The sequence below is a fragment of the Priestia sp. MDV22-iso46 genome, assembly GCF_058629175.1.
In genome coordinates this window covers 55,999-81,873 of the sequence record NZ_JBZVWT010000003.1, presented here as the reverse complement: position 1 = coordinate 81,873, position 25,875 = coordinate 55,999, and the positions used below count along the sequence as shown (strand labels likewise).

Annotated in this window: 33 protein-coding genes; 7 read left to right on the top strand and 26 right to left on the bottom strand. The window is 35.4% G+C overall.

What is annotated here, in order from left to right; genetic code table 11:
- Positions 1-81: 81 nt before the first annotated feature.
- On the top strand, positions 82-882 hold the full coding sequence (gene murI, locus AC4NPH_RS17535; protein WP_098314728.1) for a glutamate racemase: 801 nt from the start codon (positions 82-84) through the stop codon (positions 880-882).
- A gap of 555 nt (positions 883-1,437) precedes the next feature.
- Entirely contained in the window at positions 1,438-1,926 is a 489-nt protein-coding gene (locus AC4NPH_RS17530; protein ID WP_013058315.1) for a CBO0543 family protein, read from the top strand.
- Positions 1,927-1,947: 21 nt separating this feature from the next.
- On the opposite strand, the gene AC4NPH_RS17525 is transcribed toward AC4NPH_RS17530, so the two are convergent.
- From AC4NPH_RS17525 to AC4NPH_RS17490, 8 genes are all read right to left on the bottom strand, one after another.
- Complete coding sequence (locus AC4NPH_RS17525) at positions 1,948-2,130, bottom strand: hypothetical protein (protein ID WP_055992726.1); 183 nt, start codon at positions 2,128-2,130, stop codon at positions 1,948-1,950.
- Positions 2,131-2,167: 37 nt separating this feature from the next.
- On the bottom strand, positions 2,168-2,728 hold the full coding sequence (locus AC4NPH_RS17520; RefSeq protein WP_061859397.1) for a L,D-transpeptidase: 561 nt from the start codon (positions 2,726-2,728) through the stop codon (positions 2,168-2,170).
- Between the two features lie 325 nt (positions 2,729-3,053).
- Positions 3,054-3,467, bottom strand: a complete 414-nt coding sequence (locus tag AC4NPH_RS17515; RefSeq protein ID WP_013058317.1) for a DUF6892 domain-containing protein — start codon at positions 3,465-3,467, stop codon at positions 3,054-3,056.
- 561 nt (positions 3,468-4,028) lie between these two features.
- Positions 4,029-5,348, bottom strand: coding sequence for an MFS transporter (locus tag AC4NPH_RS17510; protein ID WP_013058318.1), 1,320 nt, complete (start codon positions 5,346-5,348; stop codon positions 4,029-4,031).
- A gap of 93 nt (positions 5,349-5,441) precedes the next feature.
- Entirely contained in the window at positions 5,442-6,590 is a 1,149-nt protein-coding gene (dgoD, locus tag AC4NPH_RS17505) for a galactonate dehydratase (RefSeq protein WP_013058319.1), read from the bottom strand.
- A complete protein-coding gene (locus AC4NPH_RS17500; protein ID WP_098112491.1) occupies positions 6,577-7,239 on the bottom strand; it encodes a bifunctional 4-hydroxy-2-oxoglutarate aldolase/2-dehydro-3-deoxy-phosphogluconate aldolase in 663 nt (220 codons plus the stop codon). The genes dgoD and AC4NPH_RS17500 overlap by 14 nt, the downstream gene beginning before the upstream one ends.
- 17 nt (positions 7,240-7,256) lie before the next feature.
- Entirely contained in the window at positions 7,257-8,210 is a 954-nt protein-coding gene (locus tag AC4NPH_RS17495; RefSeq protein WP_098563323.1) for a sugar kinase, read from the bottom strand.
- A 17-nt stretch (positions 8,211-8,227) separates the two neighbouring features.
- Positions 8,228-8,986, bottom strand: a complete 759-nt coding sequence (locus tag AC4NPH_RS17490; protein WP_335482463.1) for an IclR family transcriptional regulator — start codon at positions 8,984-8,986, stop codon at positions 8,228-8,230.
- Between the two features lie 423 nt (positions 8,987-9,409).
- Between AC4NPH_RS17490 and AC4NPH_RS17485 the strand changes: the two genes are divergently transcribed.
- Both AC4NPH_RS17485 and AC4NPH_RS17480 read left to right on the top strand, forming a co-directional pair.
- The gene (locus tag AC4NPH_RS17485) at positions 9,410-9,613 is read left to right on the top strand and encodes a helix-turn-helix transcriptional regulator (protein WP_216890807.1); all 204 of its coding nucleotides are present in this window, start codon (positions 9,410-9,412) and stop codon (positions 9,611-9,613) included.
- Positions 9,614-9,973 (top strand): hypothetical protein, encoded by a 360-nt coding sequence (locus AC4NPH_RS17480; RefSeq protein WP_335482465.1) that lies wholly within the window; start codon positions 9,614-9,616, stop codon positions 9,971-9,973. It abuts the gene before it with no gap.
- A 222-nt stretch (positions 9,974-10,195) separates the two neighbouring features.
- Here AC4NPH_RS17480 and AC4NPH_RS17475 read toward each other — a convergent pair whose 3' ends face one another.
- From AC4NPH_RS17475 to AC4NPH_RS17420, 12 genes are all read right to left on the bottom strand, one after another.
- Positions 10,196-10,945, bottom strand: coding sequence for an ABC transporter permease (locus AC4NPH_RS17475; RefSeq protein WP_064471970.1), 750 nt, complete (start codon positions 10,943-10,945; stop codon positions 10,196-10,198).
- Positions 10,946-11,707, bottom strand: coding sequence for an ABC transporter ATP-binding protein (locus tag AC4NPH_RS17470; RefSeq protein WP_029323440.1), 762 nt, complete (start codon positions 11,705-11,707; stop codon positions 10,946-10,948).
- A gap of 204 nt (positions 11,708-11,911) precedes the next feature.
- Positions 11,912-12,265: a DUF1048 domain-containing protein gene (locus tag AC4NPH_RS17465; protein WP_098314729.1), complete on the bottom strand. Its 354-nt coding sequence runs from the start codon at positions 12,263-12,265 to the stop codon at positions 11,912-11,914.
- 70 nt (positions 12,266-12,335) lie between these two features.
- A complete protein-coding gene (locus AC4NPH_RS17460; RefSeq protein ID WP_028414817.1) occupies positions 12,336-12,656 on the bottom strand; it encodes a PadR family transcriptional regulator in 321 nt (106 codons plus the stop codon).
- 761 nt (positions 12,657-13,417) lie between these two features.
- The gene (locus AC4NPH_RS17455; protein ID WP_013058337.1) at positions 13,418-14,206 is read right to left on the bottom strand and encodes an SDR family oxidoreductase; all 789 of its coding nucleotides are present in this window, start codon (positions 14,204-14,206) and stop codon (positions 13,418-13,420) included.
- 27 nt (positions 14,207-14,233) lie between these two features.
- Positions 14,234-15,247 carry an NADP-dependent oxidoreductase gene (locus AC4NPH_RS17450; RefSeq protein ID WP_013058338.1) on the bottom strand — a complete coding sequence of 338 codons (1,014 nt, stop codon included), beginning with the start codon at positions 15,245-15,247 and terminating at the stop codon, positions 14,234-14,236.
- 350 nt (positions 15,248-15,597) lie between these two features.
- Positions 15,598-16,347: an SDR family NAD(P)-dependent oxidoreductase gene (locus AC4NPH_RS17445; protein ID WP_013058339.1), complete on the bottom strand. Its 750-nt coding sequence runs from the start codon at positions 16,345-16,347 to the stop codon at positions 15,598-15,600.
- Between the two features lie 68 nt (positions 16,348-16,415).
- On the bottom strand, positions 16,416-16,754 hold the full coding sequence (locus tag AC4NPH_RS17440; protein ID WP_279823760.1) for a TetR family transcriptional regulator C-terminal domain-containing protein: 339 nt from the start codon (positions 16,752-16,754) through the stop codon (positions 16,416-16,418).
- 27 nt (positions 16,755-16,781) lie between these two features.
- Entirely contained in the window at positions 16,782-17,630 is an 849-nt protein-coding gene (locus AC4NPH_RS17435) for an alpha/beta fold hydrolase (RefSeq protein WP_013058341.1), read from the bottom strand.
- 110 nt (positions 17,631-17,740) lie between these two features.
- A complete protein-coding gene (locus AC4NPH_RS17430) occupies positions 17,741-18,316 on the bottom strand; it encodes a TetR/AcrR family transcriptional regulator (protein ID WP_013058342.1) in 576 nt (191 codons plus the stop codon).
- Between the two features lie 204 nt (positions 18,317-18,520).
- Positions 18,521-18,664, bottom strand: coding sequence for a hypothetical protein (locus AC4NPH_RS17425; RefSeq protein WP_155660623.1), 144 nt, complete (start codon positions 18,662-18,664; stop codon positions 18,521-18,523).
- 207 nt (positions 18,665-18,871) lie between these two features.
- Positions 18,872-19,216 (bottom strand): winged helix-turn-helix transcriptional regulator, encoded by a 345-nt coding sequence (locus AC4NPH_RS17420; RefSeq protein WP_335482700.1) that lies wholly within the window; start codon positions 19,214-19,216, stop codon positions 18,872-18,874.
- Positions 19,217-19,362: 146 nt separating this feature from the next.
- On the opposite strand from AC4NPH_RS17420, the gene AC4NPH_RS17415 reads away from it, so the two are divergent.
- Positions 19,363-19,947 (top strand): NAD(P)H-dependent oxidoreductase, encoded by a 585-nt coding sequence (locus AC4NPH_RS17415; protein ID WP_013058344.1) that lies wholly within the window; start codon positions 19,363-19,365, stop codon positions 19,945-19,947.
- A gap of 145 nt (positions 19,948-20,092) precedes the next feature.
- On the opposite strand, the gene yeiL is transcribed toward AC4NPH_RS17415, so the two are convergent.
- A complete protein-coding gene (gene yeiL, locus AC4NPH_RS17410; protein ID WP_029323452.1) occupies positions 20,093-20,755 on the bottom strand; it encodes a transcriptional regulator YeiL in 663 nt (220 codons plus the stop codon).
- 108 nt (positions 20,756-20,863) lie between these two features.
- On the opposite strand from yeiL, the gene AC4NPH_RS17405 reads away from it, so the two are divergent.
- Positions 20,864-21,499 carry a class I SAM-dependent methyltransferase gene (locus AC4NPH_RS17405; protein ID WP_098314732.1) on the top strand — a complete coding sequence of 212 codons (636 nt, stop codon included), beginning with the start codon at positions 20,864-20,866 and terminating at the stop codon, positions 21,497-21,499.
- Between the two features lie 55 nt (positions 21,500-21,554).
- On the opposite strand, the gene AC4NPH_RS17400 is transcribed toward AC4NPH_RS17405, so the two are convergent.
- The 4 genes from AC4NPH_RS17400 to AC4NPH_RS17385 form a co-directional block, all read right to left on the bottom strand.
- Positions 21,555-21,683, bottom strand: coding sequence for a hypothetical protein (locus AC4NPH_RS17400; RefSeq protein ID WP_255286348.1), 129 nt, complete (start codon positions 21,681-21,683; stop codon positions 21,555-21,557).
- Between the two features lie 280 nt (positions 21,684-21,963).
- On the bottom strand, positions 21,964-22,176 hold the full coding sequence (locus tag AC4NPH_RS17395) for a hypothetical protein (protein ID WP_013058347.1): 213 nt from the start codon (positions 22,174-22,176) through the stop codon (positions 21,964-21,966).
- A 1,189-nt stretch (positions 22,177-23,365) separates the two neighbouring features.
- Positions 23,366-23,677 carry a carboxymuconolactone decarboxylase family protein gene (locus AC4NPH_RS17390; RefSeq protein WP_013058348.1) on the bottom strand — a complete coding sequence of 104 codons (312 nt, stop codon included), beginning with the start codon at positions 23,675-23,677 and terminating at the stop codon, positions 23,366-23,368.
- 1 nt (position 23,678) lies between these two features.
- Entirely contained in the window at positions 23,679-24,089 is a 411-nt protein-coding gene (locus tag AC4NPH_RS17385) for a tautomerase family protein (RefSeq protein ID WP_098314733.1), read from the bottom strand.
- Between the two features lie 106 nt (positions 24,090-24,195).
- Here AC4NPH_RS17385 and AC4NPH_RS17380 point away from each other — a divergent pair, with 106 nt between their 5' ends.
- A complete protein-coding gene (locus AC4NPH_RS17380) occupies positions 24,196-25,071 on the top strand; it encodes a LysR family transcriptional regulator (RefSeq protein WP_013058350.1) in 876 nt (291 codons plus the stop codon).
- Between the two features lie 144 nt (positions 25,072-25,215).
- On the opposite strand, the gene AC4NPH_RS17375 is transcribed toward AC4NPH_RS17380, so the two are convergent.
- Positions 25,216-25,800 (bottom strand): DJ-1/PfpI family protein, encoded by a 585-nt coding sequence (locus tag AC4NPH_RS17375; RefSeq protein ID WP_053487599.1) that lies wholly within the window; start codon positions 25,798-25,800, stop codon positions 25,216-25,218.
- Positions 25,801-25,875 lie beyond the last annotated feature (75 nt).

Below are 25,875 nucleotides of genomic sequence, written 5' to 3'. Positions count from 1 at the left end.
TTGGGCTTTTCCTATTTAATCATTTACTCTAAAGGTATAATAAATGATGTGAAAAAATATTTGAATTGTAAGGTGAAAAACATGAGAATTGGTTTTTTTGACTCTGGCATTGGAGGAATATCCGTATTAAATGAAGCAATAAAACATTTTTCAAAAGAAGATTTTTTATATTATGCTGATACACGCAATGTTCCGTATGGAACCAAGGCAAAAGAAGAAGTAAATAAACATGTCCAAACTGCAGTGGAAGATATTCTTAAACAAGAGGTTAAAGCACTTGTTATCGCTTGTAATACAGCTACTAGCATCTCTATTAACGAATTAAGGTCTACGTACGATATCCCAATAATCGGAATGGAGCCTGCTGCAAAGCCTGCTATTGAATTAAGTAGTTCAATGGATAAAAGAGTGCTTGTTTTTGCTACAGACTTAACATTAAAAGAATTGAAATATAAAAAGTTAATTACTAGAATTGATAAGGATTCAATCGTTGACCCATTACCTCTTCCAGAATTAGTTGAATTCTGTGAAGATCTAAACTTTAATTGGGACAAATTAAGTACGTATTTTAGAACAAAGCTAGAAGGATTTGATTTAAATCAATATGGTACGGTTGTACTAGGTTGCACTCATTTCCCTTATTACAAGCCTGTATTAAAAGATTTGCTTCCCTCTCATATTCAACTTATTGATGGCAGTAAAGGTACTGTAGAAAGACTGTCTAGTCTCCTAGAAGAAAAAAGTTTACTAAGTACCAATGGAACTAATGATATTTCGTTTCAATGTTCTAGTAACGATAAGAACTATATGATAAAGATGGAAAATGCATTAAATATACTGCAAAATGCATTAAATAAACCAAAAAGAAAGCACCTTAAGTAAAGGTGCTTTCTTTTGCGTTCCTGTAATGGGTATTGCGTTTAGTTTCACTTTTCAACATATCGATAACATAATAAACTAACTCTAAATTTCATTTTATCATTTATATGTTTTGTAGAAAAATATGAACTTTTTCGACAACAGATATAAATACTAAAGTATCTATAACAAAAATAATTAACCATTTACTTAAATGAATTAAAGAATTTTTAAGTTAGTATAAATGTTATTGCATATTCTAAATATTTACGAAAAGATAAGGTATGAAACAATAAATACATAAAGGAAGGAATTAGCCTGTCTTAATAATGCTATCTCCCGTTGCAGCAAATGCCTGATTCGGGATAAAAACTCCCAAAGCCATTATGATAGGTACTAGCTTTTTCTTCAATGGACAACACTCCTATTCAGTTTTTTGATACCGAACGAATGTAACCATTTGATAAAAATTGTCATGGTTTATTTTGTTACATTTGCATGACAAAGGAAAAACTGTTGCATCGTAAATCATAGAACAGCTAATACTAATTTTACGACTAAGAAAGGAGATGAAACTATATGAAAAGTAAAAAATTAGAAAGACGATTTCTAAAGTGTATAACCGTCATATTTTTAGGTAGCTTACCCTTCGTTTTAAAGAAAACCCCTGTCAAAGACTCACTGTTGGTCTTGTTTATGAATGGATATACAAATGCTATCGTTGACAGGTTTCTAGTTAACCGTCGAATACTTCAATACCCTATACGCTTTATACCTAAAGAGTTTAAATCGAATGTTTTATTTGATTTCTTATGTTTACCAACTGTTTCTTTATGGCTTTATCATTTAACAAAAAATGATAATCCTTTTAAAATTGTATATAAAATTGTACTTACCATCAGTTCACTATTTTTAGTTGAGTTATGGGCAGAAAAATATACGAAACTAATTAAGTGGCAAAAAGGCTGGAAATGGTATTACAGCCTTATTAGCCTTAATGTAAGAGCTTTATTTAGTCGTTTAGTAATTGCAATTATTAACATTATACAAAAGAAACAAGAGGGTTAACCTATGCTCCTACTAAAAAAATCATCTTGTGTCTCCCTCTTGTTTTATAGGTGGAAACTCAACTGGTTCTGCTTCTTCAAAGATGAACAAATCTAATTGTTCAGTCTCGAATGGATTACCGGATGTTTCCCAACCAGTTAATGCACCGAACAGACCTTCATTTTCCCATCCTGTTAAGTTACCCCAAATAGATACTTCACTCACATGAGCATGAGAAGAACTTGGGAATGCTGCTCAGATATTAATTGTTTTTCATCTTGTAGCCTTTGAATTTATATCCATATACGCTTGTAAGATCAACGAAGCTCTTATAGGAATACGTAATCGCAACCGGTGTTCCAACTTGAACTTTATCATAAAGCTTTTCGATGTCTGCATTATGCATTCTCACGCAACCTTGACTCACGTATTTTCCAATGCTGCTTTCATTGTTATTGCCGTGAATGCCATACGTATCACCATAAGTACCGTTTGCATTTATCCCTAACCAACGTTTTCCTAATGGATTGCGAGGATTGCCCGCAGGAATATGCCCTGTATAGTAAGGGCGGTTTTTAATCTTGTTCACCACTTTAAAAAAGCCAACAGGTGTTTTGACCCATGTTTTCCCCGTTGCTACTGGATCAACGATTTCAATATAACCATTATGAAAATACGCAAGCTTGTTATAGTACTTGTTAATGATGATTAAATCTTGATTTGCTGGTTTACTTGCTGCTTCTGTTTTCCCCTGATTTACTCCACATAATGCGACCATTAATAATGTAAGAACGGTCATTAATTTCATAAAAATGTTCTTCATAAAAACTCTCCTCTTTTTTATATTTTTATAGGGAACGAAAAAAGCACCTCCCAATTAGAAAGATGCATTTTTGTCAAAATCATTTATAAATAAAAACCTAATAAATCGACGATTTTAACATGCAGAGAAACGCTCCCTGACGAAATTAACTTTTATTTTGCGTATAACTTGCAAATTTCAGCGTTTTAAAATACACATAAAAAAGACCACTCATATAAGAGAGGTCTTTTCATTGCTGATTGATTTCTCCTCGATGGGAACAATGAAGAAAATCTATCCTTCATAAAGATGAATCGCTTCTGTTAGTACAATAACTTCCTTGTCATTAATCCTCAATCTTAATTCCAGCTTGTTTAAATGGTTCTAACACTTGTGGATCGCACATTGAAATATAGTCCACTGTTTTTAAATTTTTTAAGTTCTGAAATCCTTCAACAGATAGTACGTCAAATAAACTGTCTTCGCCATCCCAATCTGGCTTTAGGATATGATAAATTTCATTACCCCCATCAAAGCAAAGGGATTCAATCTTTTCTAAATCACTCATTTCCAACGTTAACTCTTCTAAATAATCCTTGATTTCAACAATTGGTCCAGCTCCAGAATACCACTCGAAATTGTTCGTATACTTATCTTTTAAATCGGTTAATTCTTTTAGAAATAATGGCTCTTTATCTAATACAGCTTCAATTACCACTAATTTAAAATTAAAATCCTCAAACATTTCACTCTTCCCCATTTTACTACCTCCAATTTTATTTCTTTCTTAGGCTTTTAATCGAATCTGCACTGTTAGTATTGTAACAATCATCTATGAATAAAGGCTGCTTATATCATCGACTTTAACGTGCTGAGAAACAACACTGGCCCTTTTTAGAGAAAGAAAAAACAGACTTTACTATAATGAAGGGTCTGCTCTTATTTACTTGTTTTGATTACTACTGCCAGCTGACAATGCTAGCAATAATACAGTAGAAGTTGTTAAAACCTTTTTCATACATGCACCTTCAACTCTCTACTAATTCTTTTCTACTTATTATTCTTTGACTATTGTTAATAAAAGGTAGAAACTTTGTATATTTTATCATGTTTTTTGTATTCATGAATATCACTACTACCTAATCTAATGATCTTATTCTTGTACGGACTGAAGTTCTTCTTTATAGGTAACAAAAAAGCATAAACCTGTTGGTCTCCAACAAAATTTATGCTCTTTCTTTAATGGGATTTTTACAAATTCTCTTTTAATCCCGCTACAAATAAATTTAGATGTATGATTCCTATAAAACTATAAACAACCTTACACAATATCTCGATTCAATTCTTCATCTTTAACCACTTTAATTCTTTCCACTTTTCCTACAAGGAAGATATAAGAAAGTGCTCCTAAAAGAGCCAATGCCGCTATGAATACTAGCGCTGGAGCAAAGTTTCCTCCTTTTGCTAAGAAACCAATAACAATTGGAACGATGATAGAAGCTAGACCTCCGATAAAGTTAAAGACTCCGCCTGTTAAACCGACTAAGTGTTTAGGCGCTAGCGTTGAGACAAAGACCCACGTAATAGAAGCTAGGCCATTTCCAAAGAACGCAATAGCCATAAACATGATAATGAGAGATGTGCTATTTACATAATTGGCTCCGATGATTGAAGTTGATAAAAGCAGACCTACGATAATAGGTGTTTTTCTTGCAATACCTAAAGATACTCCTTTTTTCACTAAGGCGTCAGATACAAATCCAGATAGTAATACCCCTACAAACGCTGCTAAAAACGGAGCTGATGCTAGGAATCCTGATTTTAAGAAATCTAACCCTCTATATTCCACAAGGTACGTTGGAAACCAGGTAAGAAAGAACCATAAAGTAGAGTTTACGGCAAACTGGCCTAAGTAGATGCCCCATAGCTTTCGGTGAGAAAAAGCTTCTTTAAGATTTCCCCATTCGAATTTGGCTCTTTCTCCTTTCTTATCCGCAGCTTTAACTAAGCCTCCACCTTCTTCGATATGCTGTAACTCTGCTTTATTTACTTTGTTATGCTGGGAAGGATCACGATAAAAAATGTACCACATAATGCCCCATGCTATACCAATAATCCCTGTAGTAATAAACAGACCTCTCCACCCTAAAAAGTGCTGAATGGTCACCAATGTAGGTGTTAAAAATGCTAGCCCTGCAAACTGTCCTGAAGTATAAAAAGCAATAGCTGATGCTCTTTCCTGATTTGGAAACCAGCTAGTGACTACTTTATTGTTAGTAGGAAAAGCCGGTGCTTCAAATGCTCCTGTCGCTAAACGCAGACCAAATAGACTCACAAATCCCTTAGTAAACCCTTGTAAAAGCGTAACAATAGACCAGGTAATTAAGCTAAAGGCATACGTAGCACGAGCACCAAAACGGTCAGCCATTACCCCTCCTGGTATTTGTAAAGCGGCATAAGCCCATCCAAAGGCTGAAAATATGAGACCCAGTTCTACTGATGATAGCTTTAAATCTTTGGACATGGCTGTGGCAGCTACAGAAATATTACTTCGATCCATATAGTTAATGACAACGCTTATGAAAATAAATGCTAAAACACGAAATCTAACACGAGTCGGCTTTTCGCTATACCCCTTCATTCCCTTATCCCCCTGTATATGACTAATTTGAAAAGAAGATCTGACTGACGGTCATTTGTCAATCAGATCTTTTGTACTAAAATGGTTTCCCCTTTACCATTCCGCTACAGAACCATCTTTATGACGCCATACTGGATTACGCCAATTATGACCGATATCAGCCATTTTTCTAACATGGTCTTCATTAATCTCAATACCTAAACCAGGTCCATCAGGAATTTTCACAAAGCCTTCTTCATATTTAAATACGTGGTTATCAACAATATAATCTAGCAAATCACTGCCTTGGTTATAGTGAATGCCTAAGCTTTGCTCTTGAATAAATGCATTGTGACACGTTGCATCTACTTGAAGACAAGCGGCTAATGCGATTGGTCCTAACGGGCAATGAGGCGCAGCTGCTACATCAAAGGCTTCAGCCATTGAAATAATTTTCTTACATTCTGTAATTCCCCCTGCATGTGATAAATCCGGCTGAATGATATCCACGTATCCGTCCGTTAAGAGCTTTTTAAACTCCCATTTTGAAAACATTCTTTCCCCTGTCGCAATAGGAATGGATACGTGATTGGCGATTTCTCTTAATGCCTCATTGTTTTCCGGCAAAACCGGCTCCTCGATAAACATTGGACGATAGACCTCTAATTCTTTAGCTAAAATTTTTGCCATTGGCTTATGTACTCGTCCGTGAAAATCAATACCTATTCCTACATAAGGCCCCACTGCTTCTCTGACAGCAGCAATGCGTTCTACTACTTGATCAATTTTTTCATACGAATCCACATACTGAAGCTCTTCTGTTCCATTCATTTTTACTGCTGTAAATCCTTTTGAGACAACTTCTCTTGCTGCTTCGCCTACATCTGAAGGCCGGTCTCCTCCGATCCACGAATACACTTTAATAGATTCTCTTGCTTTTCCGCCTAATAGTTGATGTACAGGAGCATCGTAATATTTTCCTTTTATGTCCCACAGAGCTTGGTCAATCCCTGAGATGGCACTCATTAAAATAGGTCCGCCTCGGTAGAAACCGCCTCGGTACATAACGTTCCAATGATCTTCAATATTTAATGGGTCTTTGCCAATAAGATACTCCATCAGCTCGTCTACTGCAGCTTTAACGGTAGAGGCTCTTCCTTCAATAACAGGTTCTCCCCATCCAACAATTCCTTCGTCTGTTTCTATCTTTAAAAATAACCAGCGTGGCGGCACTTGAAACAATTCATAATTAGTAATTTTCATGTACTTTTTCCCCTTTCGTTATACGATTCACTGCGGCTACGTATGCTTTAGCCTTTTGTGTTAGCTCCTGCAGATATGCATGGGTAATTTCACGTTTTGTATCTACTAAAGAACTTCCAATACCAAACCCTACAGCACCTGCTTCTTCAAATTCTTGAATATTATCTAAGCTCACTCCTCCTGTTGGTAGAAGCGGAATATGGGGAAGCGGCCCTCGAATATCTTTAATATAGCTAGCCCCCAGCCTAGCAGGAAATACTTTTATAATATCTCCGCCATTTTCATATGCCGTTAAAATTTCAGTAGGTGAAAAAGCACCTGGAATACTCACCGCACCGTATCTTTTCGTTAGTTTAATAGTTTCAATATTAACCGTTGGAGAAAGGATAAACTTTGCTCCTGCTAAAATAGCTGAACGTGCTGTTTCAGGATCAAGCACTGTACCTGCTCCTACTAACACTTGATCACCGAGCTCTGTAGAAACCTCTTTAATGGCTGAAAGTGCGTCCGGCGAATTGAGAGTAATCTCTATATTTTTTACACCGCCGTCATTAAGTGCAGAGGCAATTTTCACTACGTCCTGAGGTTTAGCTCCTCTAATAATCGCAACGATTTTATGCTCTAATAAATGTGATAAACTATCCGTCATGGGTAAGCCCCTTTCTTTTATCGTATAACGTCTTCTCTTGTAATCGCATTCATAAATTCGTAAAGCTCTTTCTTATCAGGCAAGCCTTCAATATCACCCTCTACGGTTACAACCATAGCTCCTATAGCACACCCTCTTTTAACCGTTTCTTTTAAAGAAGATTTATCTATTAATCCTGATAGTATCCCAGCAGCGAACCCATCACCAGCTCCTACTGGATCTATCACTCTAGCAACTTTAAAGCCTTCTACGTAAGCGGATTCATTTTTAGTTGAGTAATACGCTCCTTCCTCACCCAGCTTAATAACGACTAGCTCTGCACCTAGTTGATGAAACGCTGATGCAATGTCTTCAGGGTTATCCTTCTCAAATAAAAACTTACCTTCATTCACTCCTGGTAAAATAATATCTGCATATGTAGCCATTTTAATGAGTGTTTGACGCGCAGTTTCTTCATCCCAAAGTGTCTTGCGTAAATTTGGATCAAACACTATTTTTACACCATTTTTTTTAGCAGCTTTTATCGCTTGAAAAACAGCTTCGTGGCAGGAGTCGCTCAGCGCAGGTGTTATTCCTGTCACGTATAAGTATTTGGCAGAAGAGATATACTCTTCATTCATATCATGCGGATTCATAAAGCTTGCTGCTGAACCTTGTCTGTAATAAAAGACTTTACTGTTCATTTCATTTGTCTTTTGCTTTAAAAAAAGACCTGTAGGAGCATTATCATCAAATATCACATGTCTTACATCTATTCCTTCTCCTTTAATACTTGAAAGAATTCGCTCTCCTAACTCATCTTTTCCTAATCGGCTAACCCATCCCGTTTGATAACCGAGTTTTGACAGGGCAATTAACGTATTGCTTTCTGCCCCAGCAATTTTCGAAGAAAAATCTTTAGCATATCGCATCTTTCCATTCGAGTGTGGGGTAAACAGAATCATTGTTTCCCCCATGCTTATCACATCCATTTTACCCCTCTTTTCATTTATCTCTTCGCCTCTTCATATCCAGCAATAAAAGATATGTTAGTTGCTGTTTGAAGCAGCCTTTCTACAATAAACTCCTTATGCTTCAGCATTCTTTCCTTAGGACCAGCTACACTAATAGCAGCTTGAATGCTTCCCTTCGCTCCAAATACAGGTGCAGCAAGGCAAAATAAGCCTTCCTCATTTTCTTCATCATCAATTGCATAGCCCATTTGAATAAAAGAGTCTAGATTATCATTAAGAACTTTTTTATCTATAATTGTATAATCCGTAATAGGCAGCAGCTCCGTATGTTCAAGCAGCTGCTCTCGCTGATCTTTAGAAAGAAAAGCTAAAAAGGTTTTTCCTAATCCTGTACAATAAAGCGGCTTTCGGTTACCAGGCTGAGCTGTTGTTCTAATAGAGCGATTATTATCAATCTTAACAACATAGACCAACTCTCCATCTGACAGCAAGGCCATAAACACAGTTTCCTGAACATCCTCCATCAGTTTCTTTAAATACGGTTTTCCCTCAGAAGAAATATCCAATGATTCCATAGCCGCTGTTCCAATTTGAATTAGCTTTGGCCCTAGCTTATACCTCTTTAATGAGTCCTGATTCAAATACCCTTCATTGTGAAGTGTTCCCACAAGATTAAACGTACTGCTTTGCGGAAGCGAAAGTAAGTCACTAACCTCTTTTACTGTTAATCCCTCGGGATGTTGAGCAATCAATTCAAATACCCTTAATACACGTTCTGCTGATTTTACTGACATAAAGAAACCCTCTCTAAATCACATATGTGATTTTAAATTTTATATATGATTTACTGATTTAAATATTATCATAGACCGATCATTAATTCAAAATATTTTTTCAAATCAAACAAAAATACTTATGACAGAAACTGAAAAATTAGATTTATTAATCTAAAGGCCGTTTTAATTGCTGGAACAGGTATTATATTAACCCAACTTATTTTTTCACTTCTTCCAAAGCAGCTTTAATAATATTAATTATGACCTGGAATGGATCAACATGAAGAAGATGCCCTGTGCCCTCGACAATAATATGTTTACTGTTCTTTGACAAACGTGTAAGGTCTCTTTGAAATCGAATCTTTATAAACAAGGAATAATGCAATATATATTTTACATAAAGGAATATATATGTTTCATTTTAACTATGGAGGATTATTTATAAAAAATAATGTCAAAGTGGCCCGTGTAAAAATGAATTTAACTCAGCAGCAACTTGCAGATAAGGTTGGTATTACAAGACAGACTGTTAGCCTCATAGAAAAAGGACAATATAACCCGTCGTTAAAGCTTTGCTTGCAAATTTGCTATGTCGTTGAAGAAACATTGGACGAATTATTTTGGATAGATAAGGAGTTATTTTGAATGAAAAAGATAGTTAATGAAAGGCTTACCTTTTTAAATTTGCAGCATGTTAAAATTACATATATAGTTCAAACACTTGGAGTTTTACTTATTCTTGGTCATGATTTCTTAGAAGGTGGATTAGAAAAGATGAAGACAAATCCATTATGGGTTGTGTTCATTCTATCTAGCGTTGTATACAGCTATTTACCTCTAAGTATTAGCGTAGAACACGAAAAAGAAATAAAAAGACCTTTTCGATCTTTTTTGCTGAGTTTATTCGTCCTGTTAGTAATCGGTTCAATTACTGCCTATTTAACATCTGTGACTTCAGGATTTAATTGGAGTGATGGAGTATTATTTGGAGGCATTATTTTGTAGGTGGCCTTATACCCATGAACTATGTGTACCGGTTAAGAAAAAAACAACAAAATGAATGGGAAGATGATGAGTAAAAGAAGACCTTGTTCAAGGTCTTCTTTATTTCTACCGATAATTCACATTACGATAACTAGAAGTAACCCCTGTTTTATGCTATCAATACTTTACATTAAAATTTCGATGATTCCATATACCTTGGATAGCTTGCTCAGTTTATAAAATTCACCCTAATTTGCGTTTGAATTCTTTACTAGCGAAAAAGTAAGCGATGACCATGATACCTAGGCACCAGGCAAGGGCACTCCAGATATCGTTGCCAACTGATCCTTCATACAAGAGTGCACGAATTGTATTCACGATTGAAGTCACGGGCTGGTTTTCAGCGAATGCACGAACAGCTTTAGGCATCGTTTCAGTGGGAACAAAGGCGGAACTAATAAAAGGTAGGAAGATTAGTGGGTACGAGTAGCCTGTGGCTCCTTCCATAGATTTCGCTGTCAGTCCTGGAATAATGGCCAACCATGTCAGGGCTAGCGTAAACAGCCCGAGTATCCCGGCTACCGCGAACCAATCTAGGATATCAGCGCTGGAGCGAAAACCCATCAAGAGCGCGATGAGGATAACTATTACGACAGTAAGCGCATTGGAAACAAAAGATGTCAACACGTGAGCCCATAATACCGAAGACCGTTTAATAGGCATAGTAATAAAACGGGCCATCAGTCCACTTTTTACATCATTAAATAGCCGCACGGAAGTGTAAGCGACGCCGGATGCGATAGCCATCAGCAAGATTCCTGGTAATAAATAATTGACGTAGTTGGCTGTTCCTGTATTTATGGCACCCCCAAATACGTAGACAAACAGTAGCATCATCATAATCGGCGTAATCGCCACCGTAATAATTGTATCCGGGCTGCGCATAATAGTGCGCATCAAACGTCCTAGTAATACACCTGTTTTGTTTTTCATTTACATTTCCTCCTTTTTGCCGATGATCGCGAGGAAGATTTCCTCCAATGTTGGCTGTTTTTCAATATATTCCACTTTTGCTGGGGGGAACATCTCTTTAAGTTCGGTAAGGGTACCGGTTTTGATGATTTTTCCGCCATGTAGGATGGCTATCCGATCTGCCAGTTGTTCAGCTTCCTCCAGATACTGAGTCGTGAGCAAGATGGTCGTACCACCGCCAGCAAGCTCTTTGACGGTGTTCCAGACTTCAATCCGGGCTTCCGGATCAAGTCCGGTCGTCGGTTCGTCGAGAAAAATAACGGCTGGGGCGCCAATCAGACTCATAGCTATATCAAGACGGCGCTTCATTCCACCGGAATATTGATCCGCCCGGCGATTGGCTGCATCGGTCAAGCTGAATCTTGCAAGGAGATTGTCAGCTACTTCATTAGGATTAGATACCCCTCGCAATTTGGCGATCATTATCAGGTTTTCCTTCCCAGTGAGCATGCCGTCTAAAGCTGCGAACTGCCCCGTTAGGCTGATGTTCTGGCGGACATCAGCCGGTTGACGTTGGACGTCAAATCCGCAAATACTTACTTCGCCGCTATCAGCCTTCATCAGTGTTGAAAGAATGTTAACTGTCGTCGTCTTCCCTGCTCCATTTGAGCCCAGCAGTGCAAAAATTTCACCGCGCTGCACCTCAACGTTCACCCCTTTTAATACTTCTTTGTCTTTAAAGGCCTTTTTTAACTCTTTTACAAAAATCACTGTATTTCTCATACGTTTTTCCTCCTTTTAAAAGCTCCACAAGCTGGCTTGCTAGAACTGTCATGATTTAGCTAAGCTGAGCGTCTCGTAGAGCTAAATTTTTAATACCTCACTATTCAGTCTGACTTATATTCTGTATTACTTAGTACTAAGTTTAAAAAATGACTGAATAGCAAAAGCAACAATCTATACTTGCAACTAGCTATTCAGTCGATGTTATTGATTAAATTTATTTTTTCCTAATCGTTCCTTAATACTCTGATTCAAATCTTCACGATACTTAACCATATAAGTTTTAGCACTTGCCACTAATTCGTCAGCAAAGGAAGCCACATCGTCTCCAGTAATTTCGAGCACCTGTCTACCTTCTGCAGCACCTGCTTCGAATAAATCAATTAATTCATACTGCATGTGTAGCATATCCATTCCGTTGCCCGATGAGAAATTCCACATGTAGTTTTGAATTTTTTTAAATACAAACTGATAGTCCTCTGGCAAGGCTTCAACCCGTGCCATCATCATTTTATACTCTTTTTTATCACCAATCATTTTTTTGAATATTTCCAGCATGTCATTTTTCCTCCTTTTTATAAAACTTCATAAGATGCTTTAAAACTATCCGACGGTCTATCTTATGAAGCTAGTTTGACTTCAAGACGTTGATTTTTGATGATACAAAATCCCACCTCTTCCAAAACAGCTCAAGCTCCTTGTAGCCCGCCTCATTAAGCGAATAAAATTTGCGGGGTGGGCCCATATCTGATGGTTTTTTTTCTATATTCACAAGTTTTTTCTTTTCTAATCTTACGAGAATAGTGTAGACCGTTCCTTCCACGACCTCGATAAATCCAAGCTCGTTCAGACGGCGTGTAATTTCATAGCCATAGGTTTCATGGCGGCTGATAATTTCTAACACACAGCCTTCTAGCGAACCTTTCAGCATTTCAGTTAAATTTTCGATCTTCAGAACCTCCTCTATATCGTTTGACTTATATTCTGTATTACTTAGTACCAAGCCAATTTTTACTTAATACTTTTAAAAATTAAGCTATTAAGTAATACTTAGTATATGTAGATTGTAATACTTAGTACCGGGCATTTCAACTATTTTTTAAAATATTTTCAAATGTATAGATATATTCAGGGATAATACTAAGACCCAAAAAAACTTATTAAAAGAATCCATAAGTCCTTTTAATAAGTTTTTTCCTTTATAGATGCTTTTACAGTTTTTCCGTATAACCCCTTGAATTTCGAATTAAAAAAGAGATCCCTGTCAGTAAACAGTTAAGAAACAAATATTTAGTCAGGTAGTGTTGAAAACTGTATGTGAAGTAGAAGTATAAGAAGAACACAAAACTAAAATAGAAAATAAATTTTAAATATCTTTTTAAAACTGAGTTATGAGGAGAATTCACATTGACTACTCCTTTTGAAACCATTTATTAAATTGATGAGCAACAAATAATAAAAGAGGGGAATATAAGGATATTTAAAAGCTCGTTTTTAATTGGTCTTACAAGTTCAGTATAATGTCCAATAAAAAAAGGGTATAGGTTGGCTATAATAACAAATAGCGCATAATAATTTTTAATTTCGTTTCACATATCATAAACCTTTATGTTCTAAATACCTCAACAGATGATATTACGATTTGTCTACTATTGAAGAAGATATAGGATAAAATAAACACAGCGGTATTATTTGCAATTGTTATCCACACTAATTCTCGTTATTCATTCTTTTCATCATTGTTTTGCCCCATTGATGAGTCACAAAATCTGGTGCAATCTTGCTCATAAAACGCATGATTTTACTGAAACCTGGATTCAAGCGAATTTTATTTTTTTCCATGCCTTTGATACCAGCATCAACAAGCCTGCCCAATGGCAAATCAATGAATTTGGTTGACTTGTCATGTGACATTTTATCCTCTAAATTCGTTTCAGAAATGAGTGGGGGGCAGAGTTCCATGACATGAATCCTCTCATTTTTGGCTCGAATTTGTTCACGTAGCGCATCTGTGTACATGTGTATTCCAGCTTTTGTTGCAGAATAAATTGGACTACTTGCAACCGAAATATTTGCTAGTACGGAGCTGACATTCACAATCATGGCTTCTTCTTGTTTAGCAAGAAGAGGAAGGAATGCTTTTGTCACATAGATTGTGCCGTTTAAGTTCGTCTCAATTTCTGCGGTTAGTTGTCCCCCTGTGACTTCTTCAGCGAATAAATCATAGTAGCGCATAATACCAGCTGAGTTAAACAGAACGTCTAGTTTTGAATACTGTTGTTTGATTTGATGCACCAACTGGTCAACCGACTTCACTTGACTGACATCCGCAGCAATGCCGATTAAATTAGGGTTTTCTTTGATTGCTTGGTCAATGTTTTGCTTGGATCGACTAGTGACAATTACCGTGTTCCCCATTTCAAGAAACTTTTTCGCGAATGCCAAGCCTATACCCGATGTTCCGCCCGTCACTAAAATAGTTCGATTTGCCAATTTCATATTGTTGTTTTCCCCTCCTGTATAGTCCTAAAAATTAATAATTACTTTCCCTTTTGGCCGTCCATTTGCGACGAGTTCTAGCGCTTCATTTACATTGTCTATGGTAAATAGTGTTGGATGAATTGGTGGAACAATGTTGTTCTCTTCAATGATTTTGGTAATCTCTTTGAGTTGTGCGCCGTCAGAACGAACGAAGATAAAATGGTATTCCACGCCGTGTTTCTTGGCTTTGTGGTCATACTTTGCGCCTGCAATGGAAAACAGCTTTTGTTTCCAAAATGGAAAATCTCTGTCTTTTCCGAAACGTTTATTTGGTCCTGTACGAAGAGAGAGCAATCTTCCGCCAGGTTTGATGATACTCAATTCATTGTCAAATTCTTTAGGACCCAGTGTATCAATTACATAATCTACATTCGACAACAAGTCAACATAGTTTTCTGTTGCATAAACCAAATATTGGTCTGCACCCATTTCCAACGTGCGTTTGCGTGCTTCTGAGTTTCCACTAACAATGACATTTAGACCCGTTGTCTTTGCTATTGGGACAGCTATTTGACCAAAGCTGCCCGATCCACCTGGAATAAAAACAGATTGACCAAACTGTGCCTCAAGTTCTTCATGTAGACCTTGATATGCTGTGAGTCCAGCCAATGGTACAGCTGCTGCTTCCACATAGGACAAGTTTTTTGGCATTGGTGCAATTGCGGTAGCATCAATTGCGGCGTATTCCGCAAAAGCACCAATTTTTTCTAGTGGGAGACGTGTATAGATGTCATCTCCTACCTGAAATTCTGTCACGTTTTTTCCAACCTTTTCAATAACTCCTGTCAATTCATTACCAAGCGTTAATGGGAATTTATAATCCTGAATCAGTTTTACGCTACCTGTGATAATCAACATTTCAAGCGGATTGACCGCCGCAGCTTTGACTTTTACCAAGACTTCATTGTCATTGATTGCTGGGATTGGAATGTCATTGACTTGGGCATGGATATTTTTTGAGTACTTAGTTATCTGAGCTGCTTTCATGAGTGTTTTCATCTTTTTATCAGCACCCTTCCGTTGAGTTGCATTTATTAAGTTTCTTTACCTTATTTTTATTATTTTCACTGTCCACTTCATTTTTTTGCCCTCAATACAATTCTTTTTATAAAGATCTTATATTATTCCAATCGTTTAGGTGGAGGAAACCTTATTTTAGGATCAACCCACCACCTAAACCTTAAATACTTACAACATTATCTTTTTTATCCATTTGGCACTGTGTTTTTTAGAACGTTCATTCTTAAATGGTTAAATTTTTTGAATCGATACTGTAAAGAAACTGTTTATAACCTTAACGGGTTATTTTCGTTTTTTAGTTATATATAGATCTAAACTTTGTTGATGCATTAAACGCCTAGTATTGGATAGATTTGATCTCTTAAATTGAAATTGTAGCTTTCATCTACGATACCTACGACTTTATCGTTGTTATAAAGTTCCATCATAAAACCAGCCATTTGCTTAGCTGTGTGATACATAGGGACATTTGCTTCATAATCAAATTCTTTCATATCGCTTGCAGATTTCGCGAATTCTGTTTCTGTCATTGCTGGTGCTAAAATCTTCACCTTCATTTTCGCACCCTTCTGTTCGAGTTCTTTTGCAAGCCCTTCTGTGAATGCACTAACAAAATATTTAGATGCAGAATAAGTAATACTACCAACATAAATTGCATATCCGAGTGCTGAAGATACGTTAATTAATTGAGTTCCCTCTATATGATAATAGTCTCGCGCAAATAGTGTAGAAAGGATTGTCAATGACTCTATATTAAGATGTAACATGGTTTCTACCTTATCTAAATTCTGGTCTGTTACAGAAGAGGATTCACCAATCCCAGCATTATTAATCCACGTCTCAATTTGATACTCCTTTAAACTGTTGTACAGTGTATATACCTGATCTCTGACAGATAAATCACTTGTACGAATAATAACATCCAAATCAGGATTTATATTCTGAATGGCTGATTTAAGCCCTTCTAATTTATCTAATCTTCTAGCTACAATAATTAAGTTTTTGCCACGAGCAGCAAATTCCAGGGCAGTTTCATATCCTATACCTGAGCTTGCTCCTGTAATAACTGTGTACTTCATATTCATTCTCTCCTTAAAAATATATTCAAATTGGTGTTAATTGGTTTATTTAAATAACAAGGTATGTCTTAGTCCAATATTGACAAAGTCAAATCAATAATGGTTTCTAATTCTTTCTTATCATCTGTTGTTTTTGCTAATACTCGTATTCCGACTAGGGAATTATGAATAAATTTAGAAAGTTCTTTGATATCATAGTGTTTAGGAATTTCTCCTGGTTCTTGACCACGTTTCAGTAGATCAAATAATAAGGTTTCGGTCTTTATAAAAGTCTCCGTAACTTTTTCATCTACTTCTTGATTGAGTAACGATAATTCAACTGCTTTGTTTACTATTAAACATCCTTTTGGCTGTTTCTCATTTGGATAAATAACCATTCCAACTAATTTTCGTATACGATTTTTCAAATAATCTGCTCATCTGAATACTCCTTTTTAGTAAGAGTTAGAATCAAGAAATGAATTTACGTTTTCTGCAAATAGTTCTGGAAATTGGAATAGATGGCCGTGACCAGAATCAGGATATATAATCAGCTGTGCTTTGGGTAATTTCTCTGCTAAGATATAACTGTTTTTAGTCGGAACCATCACATCATTAACCCCATTAGTAACAAGTACAGGGTGTTTGATATTTTGTAACCATTCATAATCATGATTAGATTTTTGTTTAGCCCATTTTGCAATGGCTTGTAATTGTGCCTCTTTTACTTGTTCTGAACTGTTTACTTTTTTCTGATTAAAAATTCTTTGTAGTGAAGCCATTCCTGCAGATTTACTTGTTTCGGTTTGCTCGTAGAAAAAGAACATAAAATCATTTATTCCATCTTCTTCTGTGACGCCGTGACGATTCATTCTTTCAAAAATCTCTGGATTTGGATTAATGCCAGATTCAGGTGAAGTACCTGCCATGATGATTCGTCTAACCAAATTGCCTTCTTGTAACGCTAATTCTTGTGCAACCATTCCGCCAATTGAAAAACCAAGAATATCGACTTGAGTTAATCCTAGTGCTTTAATAAATGTTCCTGCATCCTGTGCCATTTCAGCTATCGTAGTAGGTGTTTGCCCATCGGTCTCACCAACCCCTTTATTGTCAAATAAGATTACCGGGCGTGTATTTGCAATAGGTTCAAGCATGTTTGGATCCCAGTTTTCCATCGTTCCTCTAAAATGAACAAGAAATACTACTGGTATACCATCTTGTGTACCAAATTTTCTATATGCGTAACGAATTCCATCTGCTTCAATAAATTCTGATTCTGTTGGTATTTTAAAGTTTGTCATTTTTGTGTTCCTCCTTAGAAATTAAAAAGAAATTTTATCAGTATGCATTATGATGGTTTGTTTCATAATAATTTTAGAATGACCGTTCTAAAAAAGGTAAAAAAAGAAAGCTAGTCCAGCACTGAAAGTGCTAGATTAATGATGCCTTCTAATTCTTTTTTATTGTAATTAGTTTTTATTAGTACTCTTATCCCTACCAAATTGTTGTGTAAGAAACGAGATGTATTATGGGAATCGATTTCTTTTGATAGCTCTCCACTAGTTTGGCCCTGTTTTATAAGGTTATTAAACATATCTTCAGTACGGTTAAACATTTTTGTAACTATGCATCCAACTTCTTTGTCCAACAAAGATAATTCAACGGCTGCATTTACTGATAGGCAACCTTTTGGGTATTGTTCAATGGCATTAAGTATGAAAATAAAAACCTCACGTATCGTCTGTTTAATAGATGAAGTGTTCATAATTATGCTTTCCATCTCATTGACGATGAGCTCTTCATAGAGATTAAGGGAAGCTAAAAACAATGAACGTTTGTCACCAAATGTGTCGTATATACTTCTGCGGTGTATTCCCATATGATCCACCAAGTCTTGCATGGATGTTTTTTCATAACCCTGTTCCCAGAAAAGCTCCATTGCTTTTCTTAATACTGCTTTTTCATCAAACTCTTTACTTCTAGCCATTTTATTTCTCCTTAAAAGAATCCATGAATTGATACTAACAAATACAAACGTCACAATCTATTATAGAATGAACGTTCTAAAATAAACATATGAATTTCAAACCATGATTAAATAATACCTTATTTAGAACGATTAGTAAAGAATTATAACTAACCAATAATTTCTAAAAAATCTGCTACATATCACAATATTATCCATTAACTTTCACTTAGGGGTACCGCCAAACATTTCTTCTATTCGTTTAGTTTCTTCAGGATTGTCTTCTCCCACTGTTTCAATTAATGGATCAAACTCTTCTACAGATGCACTCATACCAAATAAACAAGAAATAGCAAGTAGAAAAAACATCTGATCCCTTACTCAATCAAACTGCCCCTTTAGTTGTATAAGAACCTGAAAGAAGAAGAGAAAAATTAAGACAAGAAGAATTAAAAGGAAACCCTTGACTTTATTCCTTTAACGTTTTGAAACAGAATCAAATACATCGTCCGTAAAAGTATACTTTTACGGATAAAATATTTAAATCTATGACAATGTTTTAAAGTAATTATTATTTTATTTACTCTTTAAATATTTTTTGCTCCATTCACCCATACTATGCAGGATAGGAAGGGAACTTTTACCTAAGGGTGTTAAAGAGTATTCTACTTTTGGAGGAACTTCTTTATATACTTCTCTGTGTACCATTTGGTCTTCTTCTAATTCTCTTAGCTGACGTGTTAGCATTCCTTTTGAAATATTAGGTAGCAGCCTTTGAAGTTCATTAAATCTCCTGGTTTTTGTGCTTAAATGCCATAAAATGATGATTTTCCATTTTCCTGCAATTATGTCTTGAGTTTGTGTAACTGGACAAACTTCTTTATGCTCTTCTGGAGGTTGGGTGAACCAACTTCGTGCCATAATCAATACCTCTCCTTCTTTATGGTTCTATTTTTGTGACTATGTTATAAAAAAATGACTACTTTTAAAAAAACGTCTAAGACTATAATATTAGATTACCCCTAATAATCAAATGAAAGTAAATAAATACTTGGAGGTTATTTGAAATGAAACACCTTATTGTTTATGCACATCCAAATCCAGAAAGCTTAAACCATGCAATCTTGGATACAACAGTTAATACATTAAAGAAAAACGGTCACGAAGTTGTTGTACGTGATTTATATGCATTGGATTTTCAACCTGTATTGAAACCAGAAGATACTGAAGCTATGAAAGCAGGACAAACTCCTAATGATATTAAAACAGAACAAGAATTTATCTCTGAAGCAGACGCTATAACATTTATTTATCCTATTTGGTGGACAGGTCTTCCAGCCATTCTTAAAGGATATGTAGATCGAGTATTTGCATACGGGTTTGCTTATGCTCCTGGTGAAGAAGGAATCATTAAGCTTTTGAAAGGTAAAAAAGGCTTGATCATTAATACTCATGGTACTCCTAATGAAGTTTACGATGAGATTGGAATGACAGCTGGTCTGAAAATAACATCTGACATTGGAATATTTGATTTCACTGGAATTGAGACTGTAGAACACTTACTGTTTGGAAGTATTGGATACCTTGATGAAGAAGGATATAAAGGTATGTTAAATAAAGTTGAAGATACCTTTAATCGTCATTTCTCATAAAAAGATAAAAATACTGCCTAATTAGGCAGTATTTTTTGATGGCACTCTTTTATTTAATGGGCTTTAAAAATTGTAATATTTAGCTCTTTAGGTTCCTAGAACATCCATTATGGCAACTAAAAATGTAAGGTTATTATGAGTATCTTTAATTTAATTTCGCTAGTTTTTCAAGACGTTCTCTGTCTCGAATGATGTAGCCTGGTGACTGCTTTTCAATAATATCTGTTTTACATAGTTGTGCTAGTACATGGAGCAGATGACGATATGATACGCCCAAGTACTCGCATACTTCAGTATGTTTCTCTTTATAAAAGTTACCATCAGCCGACAACATTATAAAAGCAGCGAGGCGGTTCTCAAGCGGATATGCCTGATTTTGGGTATACTTTGCTGAAGTTCTAGTTGCTTTCTCACTTAAAAAACTGCATAAATGCCTGAGAAATGTAACATCTGTTAAGAGCTTATTTTTACAGGCATTAATCGGAATAGCCAAACAAATGGTTTTTGTGACAGTTTGGATAGCTTTAGAATATCGTTGCGAATTTAATAGCTCTACTTCCCCCATGAATGTTGGAGCCTGTAAAAAATTAATCAAAGACACTTTTCCATTTTCGTGTGTAACATAGAGTTTTGCCTTACCTTCAACAAGATAATAAATATATTGAGGGTAGGAACCTTCCTTGTAAATAAACTCACCACGTTCAAATTGGCAGACTTGAATAAATGGAGTAATCGGAAAGGAAAAAAGTGATTGAATCGAATACTTTTCGATATAGTAACTGTGCATAGGCTCGTTTAAAAATTTCATTTTTTCTCCTATTGTTATAAAAATATGAGATATCTCACATTATTTTATACATTTACATGCTATGATGCAATAAAAGTTGATATATCAATAAGGAGTTGTCTCATACACATGATTAAACAAGACGAATATTGGAATGAAGTAGCTAATAAAAAGGAATTTACTACGCCTTTTCAACCTGAATTATTTCTCACACATGTTGACCGTGATGCTGTCATATTGGATTATGGTTGTGGTTATGGAAGAACCTTATCTGAACTAAGAGGTTACGGTTATAAAAATTTACATGGTGTAGATTTTTCGGAAGAGATGATTAAGAGAGCTAAGTCAAACGACTCGGAAATTGATTTTCAAGTTATTCAAAGTGGGAAGCTCCCTTTTCCTAATCATTCTTTAGATGCTGTTTTACTTTTTGCGGTTTTAACATGTGTGCATAAAGATGAGGAACAGAACGCTATTTTAAACGAGATTAAACGCGTGCTGAAACCAGGAGGCATCATATATATTAATGATTTTTTGCTCAATCATGATAAGAGAAACAAAGACCGTTATGAAGAAGGTTTGGCTAAATATCATACCTATGGAGTGTTTGAATTAGCTGATGGAGCCATTTTGCGTCATCATAGTGAAAAGCGCATAAAAGAGTGGACGAATCAATTTGAAGAAGTAGAATATAAAAAAGTAGAATATGTTACTATGAACGGCAATCGTTCTAATAGTTTAGTTTATGTAGGTAAAATAAGATAAATATAGATAAAAAAAGCCATCTCTTGTGATAAAAGAGATGGCTTTTTTCGATTGTTTAAGATAGCACCTTCTTTGAATTTCCCGAGATTTTTCTTGCTGCAAAAGAAAAAGCTTCTGGAACGTAAAAAATAACACTTAACAGTCCTCTCATAGCTAACTTAGTCAGTGAAAAAGCTAGTTCCATTCTTCATCGCCTCCTTCTCATTACATATTTTATCGTAATTCACTGAAAATTCTTTGTTCATACAGTTCCTAGAACATATTTTATATTTACTAAAAAGAAACCTTAGTATTGGCAAGGTTTCTTTTCTTATTGTATAAGGTTCATTCATATGTATCCCGCTCTGAGCGAATATTGAAGGTGAATTAAAACATGTTTTTTACTACTATATAGCATTTTCCGACGTTTTGTGATTCATAAAATAAATGGCAGCGTCAAATACGCACTTTGTAAAAGCTGATACCTAGCTTTTGTTATTAAAGTCCTTTATTTCTCTTTCAATAAGAGCTACCGAAATTTCGAATGCTTGTATTCTTCTTTTAGCTAAGGTAATTTGAGATTTATATCTATCAGCATTTTCTTTAGCTTCAAACGTTTTTACTGTCTGTCTGAGTTTGTGTAAAGTTGAATCAATTTGACGTTTTGCTTCAACTAATTCAGATACATCAAATTTCATTTACGTCTCTCCTTTTTATAATTTTTATCGGTAAGATGTCTTTCTTTAAAAAGGTTGTTTATCGGCAGAGCTACTGTTATCTATATTTCCTGCCCTGTACATGAGTAGCCATCCAAAAATGCTTATTATATCAAATACAGTGAACACAAACTTACCACTTAAAACTTCTCCTAACAATATACCTGATAAAATATTTTTTTATCTATAGAAATTGAAAAGGCTCCTTTGAAAGAAGCAGGTTTCTCTGAGGTATTAAGAGGTAACATTGATTTTTATTGAGATGCTCAGCTGTTCTAAAATAGCCTCTGCGTAAGGGTCAAGCTAAATAACCCATTCAAAATCTCTCAACGCAATAAAATTTGTCATACAAATTTTAATTTTCATCTTCACAACAAAAATAGTTTGTGATATACTTCACATGTAAGGATGTTCATATGAACTAACAAACTCTTGAATGTAAAGTAGAAAAAGCTATTTCACTCCGATGCCAATACGATTGAAATAGCTTTTTTTATGTTCTTATTTTGAGAATCCCCACCATTTTTGTTGATATGGCCTTCTATGAATTTTTCTAGAAGAAGTAAGTAGTAAGTGCTTGATCCACCTATCTTCCTTATTCATCCAATCGTTTCAGCAAATTCTCATTAAATAATTCTATTCCCTCTTTGGTTGCATTTTGTAATCGAGCCACTGTAGATTGCTAAAAAACAAAATAAATTTTATCTATTTTCACTATAAAAATGTAGATAGAACAATAGCTACAAAACCTATTCCTAAATATGAAAGATTAATAATTGATCACTCCAGCTATAGCATTATTCCTATGTAAAAGGTTTTACAATTAAAAACATGATGAACATAATAATGGTAAATAAAGCCCCCTGAAGAACAAAGTTAATGGGCCTATGAGTATCTTCATTAGCCTTTGCAAGCCGTTTTGACCATCTTGTATACATTGCTAATTTTGCACAAAAGCTAAATAAAACACCTGCAATGATTGAAGCGATTGCTATTTTTAAGGTATGAATTCACTCCTTTCTAAACTAACAGAAGGATGTCCATAACTTAACATAAAAACCTAAATAATACAAAAACCTAAGAATCATAGGAAGTAGTCTTTCCACTTTCTGTGCCGCCACTAATTAACCGCCCTACCTTATTTTCAAACATGATTCTTGCACTTTTTTTGTCATTGCTTCGCTACAATATTCAGTGCTGCAGCTGCTTTTGGCCATCCCACGTAAAAAGCCATATGAGTTATTAATGCGATGATTTCTTTTTCAGTCACTCCATTCTTTTTTGCCAGCTGCAGATGAAAAGGCATTTGTTCCGTGTTGCCAATACTAATTAAAGCAGAAAGTGTACTTAAACTTCTTTCTTTTGGTGTTAAAGTCGGATCTCTCCACACTTCCCCAAATAAGATATGTTCTCCATATTTCACAAAGTCAGGAGCAAGATTTCTCATTTCTTCTAGCAGCTTAGACTCAATGCGATTATTCATTCTATTTTTCCTCCTTTTGATTCATCATTTGTGCGATTCCTTGCCCAAATGACCAGTTTTCAAGGGGTGTCTCGTTTAATGTAATAAAGATATTGTTTGTAGAAATATTCAAGTGAGTGGAAAGTCCCTCTGCGATGGATTGGTATAGCTTCTTTTTCTGCTCGACCGTTCTTCCTTGCCCGCACGTAATGGAGACATAAATCATGTTATCTGTTCTTTTTTCTCCCCTTTCTAAGAGATACTGTGAATCATAGAAAAAATGCTGAGATGGATACGGTAAAAACAGTTGAAAATAATCGTCTTTTGGGATGTGAAAATGTTGGATTAAAGACTGATGAATATGACTGCTTACTTCTTTTAGTTCCTTATGGTTTAACTGATGTTCTGGGTAATACACGTTCACAAATGGCATCGATCATCTTCCTTTCTATATTTAGTGTACTTCCATACTCTTCATTTGTATAATTGAAAATAAGTCTACTAATTATCGAAAAAACCGATAGAGATGAGGTTAGAAAGTGGAAATTAAAGAATTAACGACGTTTAAAACAATTGTGGCAGAAGGAACGTTTTCACTTGCAGCAAAAAAACTAAACTATGCCCAGTCTACCGTCACCACTCATATAAAAAAGTTAGAAAAAGATCTTGGATTTCTCTTATTTGAACGAGGCTGGGAAGCAACCTTAACAAAGGAAGGTACGTTATTTGTAGAAGAAGTAGATAGCTTGTTGAAGCACTGGGAGTATTCCATATCTCAAGCGCAGCGTATAAGCAAAGAGGAAAAAGGAACCATCAAAATAGGGTTATCAGAATCGATTGCTCAAAGGTTGATGCCAGCTATATTAAGCTATTTAAATGAGGAAAAACCTTACATACACTGCGATTTTACTATTGGAAACACGGCACTTTTATCAGAACTATTACGTCAAGATAAACTGGACTTTGCTGTTTGCGGACAGAATACGAACCTTTCGGGCGTGACTTTTACTCCGCTTGGTAAAGAACAAATTCAATTTATTGTTAATACGTCTAACCATCCACTACTGCAACAGGAAACAGTTGAAATAGCCGATATTATCCACTATCCCATTTTAATTGGAGAAAATAGCTGTTATTACTATCAATCCGTTAACCACTTTTTAGCAGAGAATGATTTAGCCTTTAAAACCGTTTACAGCTGCAGTGCCCTGCATCTCATTCCAGAAATGATGTTTGGACATGCAGTAGGAATTATCCCTAGAGGAACTAGTGTGAAACCAAGTAATATCTCGTTTGAAGTAAAGGGCTTTGACCCTCAAATGCCTATAGGCTTATTAATTTCTACTGAAAAAAGAACTTATTTAAGCCAGACAAAAAAGAATGTTATAGAGGTAATTAAATCTTCATTATCGTAGACGGAAACTTATTTAACGTAATGAATTCATTTATACAAAAATCCTTTGCTTTCAGGGCAAAGGATTTTTTTGTAATTATAGAGATCTTTGTCCCTTTTACAGATTAATATAGTACTCATTCGCTATCAAAACAATATTTGTTGATTAGTTAAATCCCATTAAGTTTTTCACCTGTTGAACATTTTCTAAAGAAGTTAATTTCTCTAATAGTAAAAAAGCCACATCAAACCCGGTGCTAGGGTTTGAGGAAGTAATTATATTGTGGTCTACAACAATATAATCATCTTGAACAAGTACACCAAATTCTCTTAACTGTGCCCTTCTTATACTTGTAGGGTGATTATAGGTAGTAGCTTTTTTACCTTCAAGAATTCCACTTTTTCCAAGTGAAAGAGCGGCAACACAGACACTCGCAATAGGTTTTCCTGCCTCGTGAAATTCTCGAATAACCTGCAAAAATCTTTCATCGTAAGCATCTTCATAAAAATTTGCTTCTTCAAAACCACCGGGTATAGCAAGCGCATCAAATTCTTTTACATTAATATCTGATACTAGCATTTCCGGGATTACAGTAAAGTTCCATGTACATGTTAGTTTTGGATGTAAGCCCGCTGTTATTAGTTCAGTCGTGCCGTCTCCCTCAAATTTATTCCACCCAAACACATCTGTAAAAACGCTTGCTTCTACAGCTTCAAATCCATTTGCTAAAAGTAATAATATTTTCTTCATAGAATCATCTCCTTTCAGTAAATTTTATGAAATATTTATGCAATGTTATATACAAATAATTAGGTTATTTCTAAA

Coding starts and splice junctions, on each gene's coding strand:
- AC4NPH_RS17480 (WP_335482465.1), top strand. CDS start 9,614: ATGAAAAAGATAGTTAATGAAAGGCTTACCTTTTTAAATTTGCAGCAT.
- AC4NPH_RS17445 (WP_013058339.1), bottom strand. CDS start 16,347: ATGAAGTACACAGTTATTACAGGAGCAAGCTCAGGTATAGGATATGAA.
- AC4NPH_RS17430 (WP_013058342.1), bottom strand. CDS start 18,316: ATGGCTAGAAGTAAAGAGTTTGATGAAAAAGCAGTATTAAGAAAAGCA.
- AC4NPH_RS17520 (WP_061859397.1), bottom strand. CDS start 2,728: ATGAAGAACATTTTTATGAAATTAATGACCGTTCTTACATTATTAATG.
- AC4NPH_RS17490 (WP_335482463.1), bottom strand. CDS start 8,986: ATGTCAGTAAAATCAGCAGAACGTGTATTAAGGGTATTTGAATTGATT.
- AC4NPH_RS17385 (WP_098314733.1), bottom strand. CDS start 24,089: ATGCCATTTGTGAACGTGTATTACCCAGAACATCAGTTAAACCATAAG.
- AC4NPH_RS17395 (WP_013058347.1), bottom strand. CDS start 22,176: ATGAAATTTGATGTATCTGAATTAGTTGAAGCAAAACGTCAAATTGAT.
- AC4NPH_RS17530 (WP_013058315.1), top strand. CDS start 1,438: ATGAAAAGTAAAAAATTAGAAAGACGATTTCTAAAGTGTATAACCGTC.
- AC4NPH_RS17400 (WP_255286348.1), bottom strand. CDS start 21,683: ATGGAACTAGCTTTTTCACTGACTAAGTTAGCTATGAGAGGACTGTTA.
- murI (WP_098314728.1), top strand. CDS start 82: ATGAGAATTGGTTTTTTTGACTCTGGCATTGGAGGAATATCCGTATTA.
- AC4NPH_RS17420 (WP_335482700.1), bottom strand. CDS start 19,216: ATGGCACGAAGTTGGTTCACCCAACCTCCAGAAGAGCATAAAGAAGTT.
- dgoD (WP_013058319.1), bottom strand. CDS start 6,590: ATGAAAATTACTAATTATGAATTGTTTCAAGTGCCGCCACGCTGGTTA.
- AC4NPH_RS17405 (WP_098314732.1), top strand. CDS start 20,864: ATGATTAAACAAGACGAATATTGGAATGAAGTAGCTAATAAAAAGGAA.
- AC4NPH_RS17495 (WP_098563323.1), bottom strand. CDS start 8,210: ATGGATGTGATAAGCATGGGGGAAACAATGATTCTGTTTACCCCACAC.
- AC4NPH_RS17425 (WP_155660623.1), bottom strand. CDS start 18,664: ATGTTTTTTCTACTTGCTATTTCTTGTTTATTTGGTATGAGTGCATCT.
- AC4NPH_RS17515 (WP_013058317.1), bottom strand. CDS start 3,467: ATGGGGAAGAGTGAAATGTTTGAGGATTTTAATTTTAAATTAGTGGTA.
- AC4NPH_RS17435 (WP_013058341.1), bottom strand. CDS start 17,630: ATGACAAACTTTAAAATACCAACAGAATCAGAATTTATTGAAGCAGAT.
- yeiL (WP_029323452.1), bottom strand. CDS start 20,755: ATGAAATTTTTAAACGAGCCTATGCACAGTTACTATATCGAAAAGTAT.
- AC4NPH_RS17455 (WP_013058337.1), bottom strand. CDS start 14,206: ATGAAATTGGCAAATCGAACTATTTTAGTGACGGGCGGAACATCGGGT.
- AC4NPH_RS17390 (WP_013058348.1), bottom strand. CDS start 23,677: ATGAATAATCGCATTGAGTCTAAGCTGCTAGAAGAAATGAGAAATCTT.
- AC4NPH_RS17510 (WP_013058318.1), bottom strand. CDS start 5,348: ATGAAGGGGTATAGCGAAAAGCCGACTCGTGTTAGATTTCGTGTTTTA.
- AC4NPH_RS17450 (WP_013058338.1), bottom strand. CDS start 15,247: ATGAAAACACTCATGAAAGCAGCTCAGATAACTAAGTACTCAAAAAAT.
- AC4NPH_RS17415 (WP_013058344.1), top strand. CDS start 19,363: ATGAAACACCTTATTGTTTATGCACATCCAAATCCAGAAAGCTTAAAC.
- AC4NPH_RS17475 (WP_064471970.1), bottom strand. CDS start 10,945: ATGAAAAACAAAACAGGTGTATTACTAGGACGTTTGATGCGCACTATT.
- AC4NPH_RS17465 (WP_098314729.1), bottom strand. CDS start 12,265: ATGCTGGAAATATTCAAAAAAATGATTGGTGATAAAAAAGAGTATAAA.
- AC4NPH_RS17470 (WP_029323440.1), bottom strand. CDS start 11,707: ATGAGAAATACAGTGATTTTTGTAAAAGAGTTAAAAAAGGCCTTTAAA.
- AC4NPH_RS17500 (WP_098112491.1), bottom strand. CDS start 7,239: ATGACGGATAGTTTATCACATTTATTAGAGCATAAAATCGTTGCGATT.
- AC4NPH_RS17375 (WP_053487599.1), bottom strand. CDS start 25,800: ATGAAGAAAATATTATTACTTTTAGCAAATGGATTTGAAGCTGTAGAA.